12 protein-coding genes are annotated in these 15381 nt (G+C 63.8%); 11 read left to right on the top strand and 1 reads right to left on the bottom strand.

All coding sequences use genetic code 11. The features are described 5' to 3' along the window. Positions 1-12 precede the first annotated feature (12 nt). Both ACZ92H_RS05705 and ACZ92H_RS05700 read left to right on the top strand, forming a co-directional pair. Entirely contained in the window at positions 13-1239 is a 1227-nt protein-coding gene (locus tag ACZ92H_RS05705; protein ID WP_465048640.1) for a hypothetical protein, read from the top strand. 63 nt (positions 1240-1302) lie between these two features. Beyond that, entirely contained in the window at positions 1303-3189 is a 1887-nt protein-coding gene (locus tag ACZ92H_RS05700; RefSeq protein WP_465048639.1) for a propionate--CoA ligase, read from the top strand. Between the two features lie 45 nt (positions 3190-3234). Here the strand turns inward: ACZ92H_RS05700 and ACZ92H_RS05695 are convergent, their stop codons facing one another. Beyond that, positions 3235-3957, bottom strand: a complete 723-nt coding sequence (locus ACZ92H_RS05695; RefSeq protein ID WP_131373140.1) for a S24 family peptidase — start codon at positions 3955-3957, stop codon at positions 3235-3237. A 151-nt stretch (positions 3958-4108) separates the two neighbouring features. On the opposite strand from ACZ92H_RS05695, the gene ACZ92H_RS05690 reads away from it, so the two are divergent. The 9 genes from ACZ92H_RS05690 (at position 4109) to ACZ92H_RS05650 (ending at position 15359) form a co-directional block, all read left to right on the top strand. Beyond that, positions 4109-4519, top strand: coding sequence for a hypothetical protein (locus ACZ92H_RS05690; RefSeq protein WP_131373141.1), 411 nt, complete (start codon positions 4109-4111; stop codon positions 4517-4519). 24 nt (positions 4520-4543) lie between these two features. Next, entirely contained in the window at positions 4544-5086 is a 543-nt protein-coding gene (locus ACZ92H_RS05685; RefSeq protein WP_465048638.1) for a hypothetical protein, read from the top strand. A 356-nt stretch (positions 5087-5442) separates the two neighbouring features. Further along, positions 5443-6648 (top strand): phage tail tube protein, encoded by a 1206-nt coding sequence (locus tag ACZ92H_RS05680; RefSeq protein ID WP_131373143.1) that lies wholly within the window; start codon positions 5443-5445, stop codon positions 6646-6648. 75 nt (positions 6649-6723) lie between these two features. Continuing rightward, positions 6724-7167 (top strand): hypothetical protein, encoded by a 444-nt coding sequence (locus tag ACZ92H_RS05675; protein ID WP_465048637.1) that lies wholly within the window; start codon positions 6724-6726, stop codon positions 7165-7167. Next, on the top strand, positions 7110-7511 hold the full coding sequence (locus tag ACZ92H_RS05670; RefSeq protein WP_465048853.1) for a phage tail assembly chaperone: 402 nt from the start codon (positions 7110-7112) through the stop codon (positions 7509-7511). Before ACZ92H_RS05675 ends, ACZ92H_RS05670 begins: the two co-directional genes overlap by 58 nt. 24 nt (positions 7512-7535) lie before the next feature. Beyond that, positions 7536-12194, top strand: coding sequence for a phage tail length tape measure family protein (locus ACZ92H_RS05665; RefSeq protein WP_465048636.1), 4659 nt, complete (start codon positions 7536-7538; stop codon positions 12192-12194). Further along, positions 12191-13684, top strand: coding sequence for a hypothetical protein (locus ACZ92H_RS05660; RefSeq protein ID WP_465048635.1), 1494 nt, complete (start codon positions 12191-12193; stop codon positions 13682-13684). The genes ACZ92H_RS05665 and ACZ92H_RS05660 overlap by 4 nt, the downstream gene beginning before the upstream one ends. Beyond that, positions 13681-15087, top strand: a complete 1407-nt coding sequence (locus ACZ92H_RS05655) for a hypothetical protein (RefSeq protein ID WP_465048633.1) — start codon at positions 13681-13683, stop codon at positions 15085-15087. The genes ACZ92H_RS05660 and ACZ92H_RS05655 overlap by 4 nt, the downstream gene beginning before the upstream one ends. After that, complete coding sequence (locus ACZ92H_RS05650; RefSeq protein WP_465048632.1) at positions 15084-15359, top strand: hypothetical protein; 276 nt, start codon at positions 15084-15086, stop codon at positions 15357-15359. Before ACZ92H_RS05655 ends, ACZ92H_RS05650 begins: the two co-directional genes overlap by 4 nt. Positions 15360-15381: the final 22 nt, after the last annotated feature.

Raw genomic sequence — 15381 nt, 5'->3', positions numbered from 1 at the left:
GGGGCGCGTACCATGACGGCATCCCCATTCAAGTCCTATCTGGCCATTCTGGCACTGGTGCTGGCGGGCGGTGCGCTGCTCGTTGGCGCTTTCGTGGTCATCGTCGATCCTTACGGCCTGTATGGCGTCGTCCGGCGCGACCATTTTAATGCCGTCAAGCCGGGCTTGAGCCGCTACCAGAACCAGATCAAGCAGGAGCATGCGCTGCGCCGGCAGCCGCAGTTCATCATCCTCGGCAATTCGCGCGCCGAGATCGGATTCGACCCGCGCGCCAGCGCATTGGCAGCATCGGGCCCCGGCTACAACCTGGCGATTCCCGGCACGGGCCTGGCCACCTCGGCCAGCCAGTTTGCGCAACTGCGCCAGGGCGGCGTCCGGCCGCGCATGGTCATCGTGGGACTGGAATTCATCGATTTTCTCAACCCCGCCGTCGCGCCGTCCGCGCGCCCGTTGGCAGCGGCCGCGTCGCCTGCACCGGGCCGCGCGTTCTGGCGCTTCGATGCGCTCTTCTCGCTGGCCTCCATCTGGGATGCCCTGCATACCTTGCGCATCCAGCATGACGGCGAGGCAGCCACCTTGTCGGCCGATGGCTTCAATCCCTTGCTGGAATATGGCGCCCATGCGCGCAAGGACGGCTATCACAAGATGTTTGCGCAGCGGGCGCAGGAAAGCGCCGCCAACTTGCGCCGCAAATCGACGCGGGGCCTTGCCAATGAAGACTTTCAAGCCTTGCGCCTCTTCCTGCTGGCGATGGCCGCCACGCAAGCGGACATCAAGCTGGTGATCTATCCCTACCACGCGCAAATGCTGGCCATGTTCGAAGCGGCAGGGCTGTGGCCTTTGTTCGAGGAGTGGAAAGCACAGCTGATACTGGCAATTGGCGCGGTCAAGGCGCGCTACCCGGACGCGCGCATTTCCCTGACGGATTTCAGCGGCTATGGCGCTTACAACTGCGAGCGGATTCCCGCGGCCAATGAACGGGATGCGGCCACGCGCTGGTACTGGGAGGCGGGGCATTTCAAGAAGGCGCTGGGCGACATCGTGCTGCAGCGCTTAATGGCTCCGCAGGAAGCCGCGCCAGCCGGCGGGCAGTTCGGCGTCCTGCTCGATGGCGCCAGCCTGGAATCGAACCGCGCGCGCATCGCACGGGAACGCGGCGCTTGCGCGGCGGTGCAGCCGGCATTGTTTGCAACGCAGCTGCTCGCCACGCAGCATGGCCATACCGGAGGAGGCAGATGAAAAGCTAAGCACAACATGCACGAACAGACAAAAACGACAGATTGCACGCCTACCGGAGGAGACATGAATTTCGCAGCATTTTATCAACGCTCGATCGACACGCCAGACGCTTTCTGGCGCGAGGAAGCGGAAAAGATCGACTGGCATGCCCCGTTTTCGCAAGTGCTGGACTATTCGCGCCCGCCGTTCGCCAAGTGGTTCGTCGGCGGCACCACCAATTTGTGCCACAACGCCGTCGACCGCTGGGTGGACAGCCAGGGCGATGCCGCCGCGCTGATCGCCATTTCCACCGAGACGAATACGGAGCGCACTTACAGCTTTCGTGAACTGCAGCGCGAAGTGGAGCGCTGCGCCGCCATCCTGCTGTCGCTGGGCGTTGCCAGGGGCGACCGGGTGTTGATCTACATGCCGATGATCGCCGAAGCGGCGTTTGCCATGCTGGCCTGCGCGCGCATCGGTGCCGTCCATTCCGTGGTCTTCGGCGGCTTTGCCGCCAACAGCCTGGCCAGCCGCATCGACGATGCCCAGCCCAAGCTGGTGTTCTCCGCCGATGCCGGCTCGCGCAACGGCAAGGCGATTGCCTACAAGCCGCTGCTCGATGACGCCATCCGCCTGGCCAGCCACAAGCCGCGGCACGTGCTGCTGGTCGACCGCCATCTCGTGCCGATGGAACTGACGCCAGGGCGGGATGTTGATTACGCGGCCTTGCGCGCGCAGCACCTGGAAGCCCGGGTGCCCGTCACCTGGCTGGAATCGAACGCGCCGTCGTACGTGCTGTACACCTCGGGCACGACGGGCAAGCCCAAGGGCGTGCAGCGCGACGTGGGCGGCTATGCCGTGGCGCTGGCGTCGTCGATGCAGTACACGTTCTGCGGCAAGCCCGGCGAAACCTTCTTTGCCACTTCGGACATCGGCTGGGTCGTGGGCCACTCCTACATCGTTTACGGCCCGCTGATCGCCGGCATGGCCACCATCCTGTACGAGGGCTTGCCCATCTGTCCCGATGCGGGGATCTGGTGGAGCATCGTCGAGAAATACAGGGTCACGCGCATGTTCTCGGCGCCGACGGCCATCCGCGTGCTGCGCAAGCATCCGGTGGAACTGATGCGCAAGCACGACCTGTCGTCCTTGAAGGCGCTGTACCTGGCGGGCGAGCCGCTCGATGAAACCACCTCGCAATGGATCGCCGATGAACTGCAAGTGGACATTATCGACAACTACTGGCAGACGGAGACGGGCTGGCCGATCTTGTCGGTGGCCAAGGGCGTGGCCGACACGCCCACGCGCCTGGGCAGCCCGGGCCTGGCCATGTATGGCTACCGGGTCAAGCTGCTCAATGAAGCGACGGGCGAAGAGTGCGGCGCCAACGAGAAGGGCGTGCTGGTGCTGGAAGGCCCGCTGCCGCCAGGCTGCATGCAGACCGTGTACGGCGACGATGCACGCTTTGTCGACACCTACTGGTCCACCTTCAGCGACCGGCAAGTGTATTCCACGTTTGACTGGGGCGTGCGCGACGCGGATGGCTATTACTTCATCCTGGGCCGCACGGACGACGTGATCAACGTGGCCGGGCACCGCCTGGGGACGCGCGAAATCGAGGAAAGCATCACCAGCCATCCGAACGTGTCGGAAGTGGCGGTGGTCGGCGTGGAAGATAAACTCAAGGGCCAGGTGGCGATGGCGTTCGTGATCCTGAAAAACCCGCAAGGCTTCGACAGCGTCGAGGCGAAAGCGGCGCTGGAGCGCGAGGTGATGGCCGTGGTCGACCGCCAGCTGGGCGCCGTGGCGCGGCCCGCGCGCGTGCTGTTCGTGCCCCAGCTGCCGAAGACCCGTTCGGGCAAGCTGCTGCGCCGTTCCATCCAGGCCATTTGCGAAGGGCGCAGTCCCGGCGACCTGACGTCGATGGATGATCCGGCCGCGCTGCAGCAAATCCAGGCGGCGCTGGCATAACGAGGCGTGGGCATGACGGAGTTTATCAAACGGTAAACTCTGTTATCAAATGCGGTCGCTTTCCTTGCGCACGACCCTGCCGACGATCAGGCATTCATTGCCGCGGCACAGTTTGCGGTGGTATTTGCGCTGGTCGGGATTGTCCGATGTCAGCCACCATTCGCCGATATCGCGCGCCATGCGCTTGACCACCGGCTCGCCTTCGTAGTTCACGGCGAACACCACGCCGTCGGCGGGCCGGTTGTCGGCCGTGTTGATGATCACCACGTCGTCCTCGTACAGGGCCGGCTCCATGCTCTCGCCCTTGACCTTGATCGCCACCAGGCGTTCCGGGTGGAAGCCGTTGCGTTCGACCCAGCTGCGCGGCACGCTGATGGTGCTGCCATCGTGCGTTTCCGGCTCGATGGCAAAGCCCGTGATGCCGGCCGACAGGCGCAGTTTCACCTTGCGGATCGGGTAAAAGCGTTCATCCTCGCCGTCGGCCACCACCACGGGCTGCACTTCGCCCAGGGCGCCCAGCGCGCGCGCGGCCAGCGCCGCCTGGTCGGGCGCCGCGCCCTGGTCGAAGTACATGCCTTCCAGGCGCAGGTCCGCTTCCAGCTTGCGCGCGATCTTCTCGCTGAAGGCGCGGCCTTCGCGGTAGGTGGGCGAGAGGATTTGCGAGATGCGCGCCTCGCTCCAGCCGCTGGCATCGGAAATTTTCTTGCGCGTGTTGTCGTAGTGATCGCGTATCAGGGCCAGCAGGCGGTCGCGTCTGTATTGATACATATTCATCTCCACATTAAACCTGAAATTTACCGTTTGATAAATTACCAAATGCTTGACTTTAACATTAGCGATTGATAAAGTCCACTCGTTGCCTGTCGCAAATTCGCACAAGAGCGTCTGCCGGCTGGCGACACCACGGGAGGTCAGGCAGATGTTGAACAGCAGTCAGATAGTCGAAAGCAGGGCGGCGCCACGGCAGGGGCGCCAGTTACAGGGACGCAGCAAGAAGTCGCAGCTGCATATCGCGCGCATCGCGCAATATATCGGCGAGCACGGACAGGCCAGCGCGGCGCAATTGTCCGCCTTGCTGGGACTCGACGCGGGCACCATGAGCCGCTATTTGCGCCACATGTGCGGCCTGGGGCAAATCCATCTGGCGCAGCGCCATTGCACGGAACCGGGCCGCCAGCGTCCCGCCCTGTATGCGCTGGGCGAGCAGGACGAGGATGTCGATGGCTGGGCTGAATTGCCGCCGCAGGTGTGCCGCACGGCCAGCTGGCCACGCGGCGTTGCCAGGCGTGATCCGCTGGTGGCCGCGCTGTTTGGACCGGCGTGTAACTGATACAAGAATCAACGAGGAGAAATCATGGGGTTTGTAGAAAAATTCATCGCATCGCTGTCGTCGCAGAACCTGCGCGACGATGCCGTCCACCACGACCTGGATGTCATCGCCGCCGCCGCGCTGGCTGGCGACATGGGCGCCTTGCTGTGCCGCGTCAAATATGCGGACGGCACCATCAGCCGCCTGTTCGAAGGCAATGCGGGCAACCTGGCGCAGCTGCTGCGCACATGGACGGCGGCCGTGACGCAAAAAGGCAAGGCGCGGCGCTGGGTCAAGGCGCATACGGCGTGGGATGCGCAGGCGGCCAATGCCCTGTACCGCCGCGTCGCCGAAGCGTCGCTCGCGCATTGGCTCGACAGCAAATGCCAGGCTTGCCATGGCACCGGCGTGGTTGCTTCCGGAACGGCGGGCGCGCCGGTCGTGTGCAAGGCTTGCAAAGGCAGCGGCGAGGCGCCGATTACCTGTTCCGGCGGTTTTGAACTGGAGCGCATCAAGGACATGGTCAGCGAACTGGAAGGCATTTTCCAGTCGCACGGCGCCCGCGCCATGCGCCGGCTGGGACATTGAAAGATTTTTTGCAATATGCCTGGCGATGAAAAAAAGTCTCCTACAATAGAGTCTCGATCACGCAGCAACGGCAACACCAGCAGCATCGCAGTACCGCAGGACCACATGCTTCCCCACTCGTAATAGGCGCGCCGCAGGCGTGCCACCGATAAGGGAATTCAGCGCAGCGAACCGCCTTCCTGGCGCTCTTCGCCCCAGCATCATCCGGCGCGGCCCCGTGCCGCCCGGACGCACAGACGCCAGCCCGCCGCCTCACCGCGCGCGGGCTGCGTCGTTTCTCCCCCCTAAATTTTCAGTTGTTTCCTCCCAAGACCGCAGCTGCGGTCTTTTTTTTCATCCCACGAAAGGCATTACCTATGGCATCGACAGCAAACGGCATCGACAGCGTGATCGTTATCAGCAAACAAAGCGCGGAAGGCAGCAAGGCCGCCGCCGGCGGCGGCCAGATCTATCCCCGCGTCACGGCCACCTTCGACACGGAAGCGGACAAGTACGCCAGCGCCGAAATCGACGCCAGCCAGCAGCAGGGCGATACCCGCCTGGGCAATTTCCGCACCACGGGCGCCATCAAGGCTGAAGCGGCCTGCGGTACGTATGCGCCGCTGATGGCCGCGCTGCTGCGCCGCGACTTCACGGCCGGCGGCGTCGCCGCCGCGCAAACCACCATCGCCGCCGCCGCCACGGGCCTGACCCGCAGCGCCGGTTCCTGGCTGGCGGACGGTTTCCGCGCCGGCAGCGTGGTGCGCATCACGGGCTTGACGGCGCCTGCCGCCGGCAACAACGGCAAGAACTTCTTTGTCACTTCCGTCACGGCCACCAACCTGAATGGCCAGTTCATGGACGGTTCGGCCATGATCGTCAAGGCGGCCGGCGATTCGGTTGGCGTGGCGGCGGTGGGCAAGCGCAGCTTTACCCCCCTGACGGGCCACACCACCGACTGGTTCACGGCCGAAGTGCAGGACCCGAAGATCGGCGTGCACCGCAGCTTCGTCGACCAGCTGGTCAGCAAGATGGATATCGCCGTGCAGCCGAACGGCATCACCAGCCTGGACTTCACCCTGATGGGCAAGGCCGAAGGCCCGACCACGGCCGTGCCGTACTTCCCGGCGCCGCTGGCGGCGGCAGGCTCCGGCAAGTTCTCGGGCGCCACGGCGATGCTGTCGGTGAACGGCATTCCATCGCAGATCTGCACCGGCATGTCCGTCTCGCTGGACGGCCAGGTCAAGGTCGATCCGGTGATCGGCTCCAAGTACGCCACGGCCGCCTCGCGCGGCAAGGTAATGGGCTCGGGCCAGTTCACGGTGCTGCTGCAGGACGCCGCCTACCTCGACTACTTCAAGTCCGAGACGGAAATCCCGCTGGCCTACGCCATGGCGTCGGGCACGGCACCGGCAGCCGACGTGCTGGCGCTGGCCATGGGCCGCATCAAGATCACCTCGGCCAAGATCGACGACGGCGAGAAAAACAAGATCGTCACCTGCGCCTTCGACGTCCTGCGCTACAAGGGCACGGACGCGCAGCACGAAGCAACCACCCTGACCATCCAGGACAGCGCGCTGTAAGCGCTTAGCGCCTGCACCGGGGCCGCCGTGAAGGCGGTCCTTTTACTTTTTACCTTGATCAAGAAAGCAGCACACATGAACAACGCACAAAAAATCCAGGCAGGTTTCGACATCGGCAACATCAACGCGGTAGCCGCGCCTATCACTTTCGACGTGCCCGTCATCTTCGACGCCGATGGCGAAGCGGTGGCCGGCCTGACCATCGTCGGCAAGAACAGCGAACAGTATCGCGTCGCCAACAACGCCGTGCGCGCCGAAGGCTACAAGAAGTCGGCGCGTCGCAAGACGGCCATCGACGCTTCCACCGACGAAGGCGCCGAATTGCTGGTGCAAGCCATCGACGGCAACCAGAAGCGTCTGGCGCTGGCCGTGGTCACGGGCTGGTACGGCTTCACCAGCAACGGCGCGCCCGTGCCGCTGGATGCGGCCCTGCTGGAAGCGGCGTTTGAAAAGTACCCGACCTGGCAGGAAAAAGTCACCACGGCGCTGGAAAACGAGTCGAATTTTTTGAAACTCTGACGGCCAGCCTGCTGCGCTACGCCGGGCACCAGTTCGAGCGCGGCGCGCGCGCGGCCGATGGCCATGCCAAGGGCGAGCATATCGATGCCGCCCGGCGCCATCCCCTGTACCGCGCGCCGCCCGAACCGGAGGCGCCGGCCATGCCGTTCGAGCTGGCCCACGTGTGGGAATGGTTCGCGCAATTGAACCGCAAGCGGCAGAACGGCATGGCCGTCAATCCCATCGCCAGCACGGAAATCCTCGCCTGGCAGGCGCGCCACGGCATCGCCATCGAGCCGTTCGAGCACCAGTTGCTGGACCAGCTCGACGCGCTGTTCCTGTCGCACCAGCATGCGGCGGGCTGACCCGCATTTTTCAACCCGGCCGCCATGCGCGGCTTTTTTTATGGGCCAACCATGCCAGAGATAACTGAGTTAAAAATTGCCGTGAATACGGCGGAAGTAAAGGCAGGGACGCAGGCAATGAATGACCTGGCCGAGGCCAGCAAGCAGACGGGAAGTCAGGTCGAGGAAGCCAGCGGCAAGTTTCGCAACTTCGTACCACGGGCGCGCGCGCAGGCCGAAGCGGCACTAACGGCAACCGATGCGAACATCGCCCTGGGCGCAGGTGCTGGCGACGCCGCCGCCGGACTGCTCAAGGCGCTGGAGGCGGTCAATGGCTTTGCCAAGGCTTCGGCCAAGATCGGTGAAGGCGGATTGAATGCCGACATCGGGAAGATCAAGGACGGCCTGGGGGAAATGGCAAATGCCACCGGCCTGACGGAACTGGCCATGAAACGCCTGGGCGCGGGGCCGCTGCTGGCGCTGCAGATGGCGGCCGATGTGGCGGCTTTCGTGGCCGATGCCTTCGTGCAGGGCCAGCTGGAATCGGACAAATTTTCGCGAGCCCTGGAACTGACCGGCAATGCCGCTGGCATCACGGAAGGCCAGTTCAATACCATGGTGGCGTCGGTCGCCGGCGCCAGCCAGGGCGGCCTGGGCGATACCCGCGTGGTCTTGCAGACCCTGGTGGAAACGGGACAGTTTACCAGCGAAGCGCTCAATTCCGTTGGCGCGGCTGCCGTCACCATGGCGCAAATGAATGGCCAGTCGGCCGGCACCGTGGCGGCCGATTTCGCCACGATGGCCGACGGCGTCACCAACTGGGTCGACACGCACGATAAGAATTACAACATCCTGACGGGTGCCCAGTACGCGCATATCGCCGCCCTGGAAAAGGAAGGCAAGACGCAGGAAGCCATGGTCATGGCGAGCGACTTGATCAATGCGGGCCTGCAAAAACGTGCTGAAAAGCTCAGCATGATTGGCAGCTTGCTGCAAGGAAGTAAAAATCTCTGGTCCAGCTTCATGGATGGCATGCGTTCCATCGGACGTGAAGAGACACCGGAAGACGAGATTGAAAAAATCAAGAAGCGCACGGCCGAAGTGCGGCGCACGGGCCAGCTGGTTCCCGGCACGCACCCGGCGGCACGCCTGACAGGCGCCCAGATGGAACAGTTTGAGCAGGAACAGGCCAAGGCATTGGCCGTGGCGATGAACAAGAAGACGCAATTGGAAGCAAAGGCGAAGGCCGACCAGAACGAATCGAAACGCAATGCCGACTCCAAGCAGGCGGTCAAGGAGCTCGATGAGATGCAGAAGCGCTATGTCACCAAGGCGCAGCGCGAAACAGCGGAAATAATGAAGTTCGAGGAAACCCTGGCCAGTGCCAAGGCCGGCGGTTATGCCGTCTCTCCCGAAAGGGAGAAGGAGCTACGGCAGAGCATGCGAGCTTTGTTTGCTGCACCTGCCAGGTCGCCGGCCCCCCCAGCGGCCGGTTCGGATCCCCGTGACGCCGTGCTGGCAGGCGCGTTGCAGACAATTCAAAGCGAACTGAAAATGAAGACCGAGGGCTACGACCAGCTCGCCAAACTCGATGAATTGCGCCGCAAGGGAGGGATCTTAAGCGAAGAGCAATATTTTGAAAGTCGCAAGAACGCCATTCGCGAGCGGGGCAAGGCAGAAGCGGATGCCTACCAGAAGCAGATCGATGTATTGAGCGCCTTCAAGGCGAAAACGCCTTTGGCGGTCCAGGAAAACAGGAACAAGATCGCCGAAGCTGGTGCCGCTAAGGAAAGGGTGGATCCGAAGACGCAGGCCGAGCTGGCACAGGTGGAAGAAAACGCCCGCCAGCAGGCAGCAGAGACGCGCAAAAAGCGGGAAGACGACGCGCAGGCGAAAATGGCCAAGGACCGCGCCGATGTCAAGGCGGCCGACGAGCAGCAGTGGAAACAGGCTGCCGATGGCGCCAAGGCCCTCGGCGATGCGCTGGAAAAGGCTTTCGGCAAGGTGGGGGGCACGATAGGCAAGGTGACTTCCGCGCTGGTTGAGCACAAGAAGGCCCAGCAAGAGATTCAACGAACCCTGGCGAACGCGAAGCAGGATGCCAATGGGGACAAACCTAAGAAAATCGCTGCGGAATCGAAAGCGCAGCTGGATTCCACGCAAGCCCAGATGAAAGGCTACAGCGACATGGCCGGTGCAGCGGCTGGCTTCTTCGACGAGCAAAGTGCCGGCTACAAGGCGTTGACCACGGTTTCCCAGGTATTTCATGCGGCCGAAGTGGCCATGACCCTGGCCGAACTGGTGCCAAAAGGAATCAGCGCGGTTCTGAGCCAGGGTTCGGGAGATCCGTATACGGCATTTGGTCGCATGGCGGCCATGGCGGCGATCGTGGCCGGCCTGGGCGTGGCGATCGGCGGCGGAGGCGGAGGCGGAGGCAATGTCGATGTTGCCAAGGAGCGCCAAAAGGCGAACGGCACAGGCACGGTGCTGGGTGACCCATCGGCTAAAAGCGATTCGATTGCGCGCAGCCTGGCCATCATGGAAAAAAATTCGGGTCTGGGCCTGGCGCACACCATTTCAATGGATAACTCGCTGCGCAAGCTCGCTGCCGGTATCGGCAACCTAGCCAATCTGCTGGCACGCGAATCGGTGGCGACGGGAGCGGGTGGTGCTGCGGCAGGCGTGCAGACCGGAACCAAGGTCCTGGGAGGTACGCTGGGCGTTGTTGCCGGTATGTCGGCTGGTGGCGTGGGTGGCGCCATGCTGGGTACCTATCTTGGCATGGGCATGGCGGCAATTGGCGGCCCCATCGGCCTCATACTTGGAAGTGTGGTGGGCACGGTGCTGGGCAGCGTTGTTTCCAAACTGTTCAATACCTCCAAGACGGTGGTCGATCAGGGGATAACCGGCAAGGCCATGAGCCTGGGCCAGATCGAGGATATCGGTTTTACCGCCCAATCATATGCCGATGTCAATACCAAGAAGAAAGCATTGGGCTTTACTTATAGCAATAAAAACAAGACAGAAACCGCGGCGATGTCCGATGATGTCAATAAGCAGTTCACGATGATTATCGTCAGCATGGGCAACGCTATCCGTGGCGCTGCCAACGTCATGGGCGTGGCCGGCGGCGATTTCAATGCAAGGATGGATGCCTTCAAAGTCGACCTGGGCAAGATCAGTCTGAAGGGACTCTCGGCGGAGGAACAACAGAAAGCACTGGAAACGGCATTTTCCGCGCTTGGCGACAAAATGGCCGACGCTGGCGTTGCCGGCCTGCGCGATTTCGCCAAGATAGGCGAAGGCGCATTTGAAACATTGAATCGCATCGCCAATGATTTCCAGCAGGTCGGCGATGTCCTGTTTGTATTGGGGAAATCTTTCGCTGCCACTGGGATGGCAGCGGTAAAGCTGAGCGAAGACTTGATCGATACTGCCGGTGGTCTCGAAAAGCTGACCAGTGGCACCTCGTATTTTTACGAGAATTTCCTGTCTGAATCCGAAAAGATGGCCCCGGTCACCAAGTCGGTGAACGATGCCATGGGCAAGTTGGGTTTGGGCGGCGTGACGACGATGGATGGCTTCAAGGCTGCCGTATTATCTGCCGCCGATGGCGTTGCCACTGGGAAGGATGGGGCGGCCGAGCTGTATGTCGCGTTGCTGTCCTTGGCCGAGCCATTCAAGAAGGCTGCCGGGTATGCGGCGGACTTGGCAGGAGCTACCGGCGAGTTTGCCACTGCGGCGAAAACTGCGGGCGAAGTTGCCAGCGAGCGTCGCGGCCTGCAATCGCAGCTGGACTCGCTGACGTCGACCACTGCGCAAGTACGTGCCAGGGAGCGTGCGCAGATCGCTGAAGCCAATCGTGCCTTGTATGACGAAGTGACGGCGCGCAATGATCTTTCGGCTGCCTACACGACGCAGTCCGAGGCCCTCAAATCCACCATCGACCGCCTGAAAACCTTCGGCGACGGCATCCGCACTTTCAAGGATTCGCTGTTGCTGGGCAGCCTGTCGACGCTGACGCCGCTGCAGAAGATGGCCGAGGCGCAGCGCCAGTATGAAGAGACGCTGGCCAAGGCGAAGACGGGCGATGCGGCGGCGCAGTCCGCGCTGACGGCGGCGGCTACCGCCTACCTGACGGCGAACCAGGTGGTCAAGTCGTCGAGCGACGCGTATGCGGCCGATGCGGCGCGGGTGCAGGCCGACCTGGCTGCGCTGGCGGCGATTGCCGGCACGCAGATGAGCGATGCGCAGAAGCAGTTGACGGCCCTCGATACGCAAGTAGGGCAGTTGATCAACCTGAACAAGACGGCGGTGGGCATCCAGGAAGCGGTCGATGCGCTGGGCGCGGCCTTGCGGGCCGGCGGCAAGACCGATGTCACCAGCGGGATGCAGTTCGCGGCCAGCTTCGGCATGCCGCTCGCTGCCGCTTTTGACGAAGTGGTGGTCGATGCGCCGGCGGCGCAAGCCATGCAGCGCTATTTCAGTGCCGGCGATGGGGCCAATGAAGCGCTGGTGGCGGAGATCAAGGGCTTGCGCGAGGAAGTGCGCCAGCTGCGCGCCGATCAGGACCAGCAGACGGGCGCCATCATCAGCAGCAATTACGACGCCAATGAACGCGCCGCCGACAAGGTGTCGGCCGGCGCCTCGGAAGCGGCCCGGGCTTCGGTCTGGGCCAGTCAATCGAAAGCGAGCATAGTATGAGCGAGACCTTCAACGCGGCCATGAGCGACGCGCAGTTCGCCGCGTGGCTGCGCAATCCCGCGGCGCGGCGCCTGGTGCTGATCGAGGTGGCCGCGCGTAGCGGCGCCACGGAAGTGACGCGCTTCCTGAGCACCGGGGCGTATGTCACGGCGCCGGACGATGCGCCGCCCAACCTGGCGTACCAGTCCATCGTCTCGACGGGCATGCAGTTCACCGAGCAGCTGTCGCTGGGCGGCGAGGCGAGTCTGTCGGCGGGCGATATCGAGATCCACAATCCGTCCGGCATTCGCGACGCCTGGCTCAATGATGTGTGGATGAACCGGCCGATCCTTGCCTGGATCGGCGACCCGCGCTGGCGCCGCGGCGACTTCCGCATGATCTTCAATGGCGTCGTGGCCGACATCGCCCCGAAAGGGCGCGACAAGCTGGCGCTGAAACTGCGTGACAAGCTGCAGCGCCTGAATACGCCGGTCAGCGAGGCCAAGCTGGGTGGCGCGACGCCGAACAAGGACGCCGTGCTGCCGCTGTCCTTTGGCGAGGTACACAACATCACGCCGCTGCTGGCCGATCCGGCCCTGCTGCAGTACCAGGTGCACGATGGCGCCATCGAAGGCGTCATCGAAGTGCGCGACAACGGCCTGCCAGTGCGCGTAACGGCGGACAATGCCGGTGGCAAGTTCACCCTGGCGGCGGCGCCTGCCGGCACCTTGACCGTTTCGGTGCAGGGCGACCGCCCGGCCGCCTATGCCAATACAGTGGCGGCGCTGGTGCGGCGCCTGGCGACAGGCTATGGCAAGGCGGGCGACCGCTTTGCCGACAGCGACCTCGATGCGGCCAACCTGGCGGCCTTTGATGCCGCGCATCCGCAAGCGGCCGGCCTGTTCCTGGCTGGCCGCACGAATGTGCTCAATGCCTGCCAGATGCTCGCTTCCAGCCTGGGGGCGCAGCTGGTGATGTCGCGCCTGGGGCAGTTGCGGCTGTTGCAAGTCAGCCTGCCGCCGCTGGGAGTGCCGGCGAAGGTGGGGCCGCAGCACATGGTGGCGGGCAGCCTGGCGCCCGTCAGCCGCAGTGCGCCGACGGCATCCGTCAAGCTGGCCTTCAGCAAAAACTGGACGGTGCAGACCGGCCTGCAGACGGGCATCCCGCTGCAGCACAAGGATCTGTTTGAGACGGAGTGGCTGACCGCCACCCGCTCGGACGCCGGCGTGCAGGCTGATTACCGGCTCGACGCGGAGCCGCTGCAGCAGGACACCATGCTGCTGCGCCGCGTGGATGCCGAGGCGGAGGCCCAGCGCCGCCTGGCGATCGGCCGCGTGCCGCGCACGGTGTACGAATTCGATGGCACGGCGGAGATGCTGGCGCTGGAACTGGGGCAGGCCGTGACTGTCACGCATCCGCGCTACGGCATGGAGCAGGGCGTGACGGGCCAGGTGGTATCGCTGGCGCCTGACTGGCTGACGGGACACGTGAAAGTGGGGTTTATCGTATGAGCACAATCGTCAATGACCGCGACGCGCTGCTGCAGGCGACGTCGCCGCGGCTGACGGCGCCGGAAGCGGGCGCCCTGCTGGTGCTGTCCGCGGACAGTCTCGTGTTTCACGTCGACGCGGAAGGCGCCGGCGCACCCGGGGCGATCACGTTCACGGCCGCCTTGCTGAACCTGGCCGGCTATGCCGACAAGGTGGTATTCACCTCAACGATGGGTGTGACCCTGACGGGGCGCGGCCTGTCGCGCCAGTTGGCGTACGGCGACATGCGGGTGCCGCAGGCGAAGATCACGGCCAGCGTGCTGCACGAGAGCGGCGTGGAACTGGCGATGTCGGTGACGATCAACAAGGTGCAGGATGGCCTGCGTGGTCCGGCCGGCGCTTCCGCGCTGACGAATGCCGTGCTGTATGCCTACCAGCGCGCGGCCCAGCCGCCGGCAAGTTCTCCCGGCAATGTCACCTACGGCTTTGCATCGGCGGCGATCATCGCGCCGGCTGGCGATGCGCTGGATAATGGCTGGCGCAAGACCATTCCGGCGGGCAAGGGGCCGTTGTACGTTACCGCCGCTTCGGCCAGCGGAGCCGGCAGCAGCGACACGATAGCGGCGGCGGAATGGGCGGCGGCGGTGCTGCTGGCCGAGAGCGGCGCTCCGGGTGCCCCTGGCACGAACGGTTTTAGCAGCGCCACCCTGACGATCTACAAGCGCCAGAATGGCACCGCGCCGCCGGCCACGCCCACCGGCGTCGCCACCTATGCCTTTTCGCCGCCGCTACTGTCCGGCCTGACCGGTGGCTGGTCCGCCACCGTGCCGCCCGTCGGCACCGGCGCCTATCTGTTCGTCTCCACCGCAACAGCCGTATCGATGACGGCCACGGACACTATCGAGCCAGCGGAATGGGCCGCCGCGCAATTGCTGGCGGCCGACGGCGCCATCGGTCCGCAGGGCAAATCCGCGCGCATCGCCTTTACGCTGATTAACGGTTTTTCCTTGAATGCGGCGCCAGGTTCCATCCTCGTCGACGGCGACGTGCGGCCACCTGCCGGCACCTGGGGCGAGACGCGCGCCTGGCAGGCCAACATCGATGCGGCCCCGGCACCTGGCCAGGCCTGGTTCCAGGCCAGCGGCGTGTATGACCCGGTGACGAACAGGACGGTGTGGACGGCGCCCTACATGAGCTCCTTGAAGGTGGGAAGTCTCGATGCCCTGGCTATTGCCACAGGCAATTTGTTATTTACGGGCACTTGCCAGTCGGCGAATGGGAATGTAGTCATCGATGGCCAGGCTGGCACCTTGCGCATGCAAAGTTCAGACCAGAATGGCAGCAGTGATTTGACGAACAGGTATTTGCGCTTCTATGCACCGGGCGTGGCCTTGCCCGTATTCGAAGCAGGGTTGTTGTCATGACATTCGGCTTCCGTATTCGCGATCCCCTTACCGGCGCCTTGCGCATGTCTTCGGATGATCTGGGCTTGCTTTTTCTCGACCAGTTTGACATGGCCCCAGGCACCACTACCAGGACTTATCCGGGAGTGGCCAGCTCGGAGATCAAGGTAATCAGCCTTGGCGCCAATGGGTTTGGCGGCGTTCCCACCGTGACTGTGGGCAGCCGCGATGGCGCGGCGGTGGTCACGGTGACCACGAAAGCCGATGGCTGGTACATCGTATCGCGGGAATAGACATGAACAACACAGGGAAGGA

This window comes from Janthinobacterium foliorum (assembly GCF_978021625.1).
The sequence above is the reverse complement of the archived record's forward strand: the minus strand, read 5'-3'. Positions and strand labels throughout refer to the sequence as shown.

Bases quoted from the DNA above. Each gene is read 5' to 3' on its own strand.
- ACZ92H_RS05705 (WP_465048640.1), top strand. From the start codon at position 13: ATGACGGCATCCCCATTCAAGTCCTATCTGGCCATTCTGGCACTGGTG.
- ACZ92H_RS05700 (WP_465048639.1), top strand. From the start codon at position 1,303: ATGAATTTCGCAGCATTTTATCAACGCTCGATCGACACGCCAGACGCT.
- ACZ92H_RS05695 (WP_131373140.1), bottom strand. From the start codon at position 3,957: ATGTATCAATACAGACGCGACCGCCTGCTGGCCCTGATACGCGATCAC.
- ACZ92H_RS05690 (WP_131373141.1), top strand. From the start codon at position 4,109: ATGTTGAACAGCAGTCAGATAGTCGAAAGCAGGGCGGCGCCACGGCAG.
- ACZ92H_RS05685 (WP_465048638.1), top strand. From the start codon at position 4,544: ATGGGGTTTGTAGAAAAATTCATCGCATCGCTGTCGTCGCAGAACCTG.
- ACZ92H_RS05680 (WP_131373143.1), top strand. From the start codon at position 5,443: ATGGCATCGACAGCAAACGGCATCGACAGCGTGATCGTTATCAGCAAA.
- ACZ92H_RS05675 (WP_465048637.1), top strand. From the start codon at position 6,724: ATGAACAACGCACAAAAAATCCAGGCAGGTTTCGACATCGGCAACATC.
- ACZ92H_RS05665 (WP_465048636.1), top strand. From the start codon at position 7,536: ATGCGCGGCTTTTTTTATGGGCCAACCATGCCAGAGATAACTGAGTTA.
- ACZ92H_RS05660 (WP_465048635.1), top strand. From the start codon at position 12,191: ATGAGCGAGACCTTCAACGCGGCCATGAGCGACGCGCAGTTCGCCGCG.
- ACZ92H_RS05655 (WP_465048633.1), top strand. From the start codon at position 13,681: ATGAGCACAATCGTCAATGACCGCGACGCGCTGCTGCAGGCGACGTCG.
- ACZ92H_RS05650 (WP_465048632.1), top strand. From the start codon at position 15,084: ATGACATTCGGCTTCCGTATTCGCGATCCCCTTACCGGCGCCTTGCGC.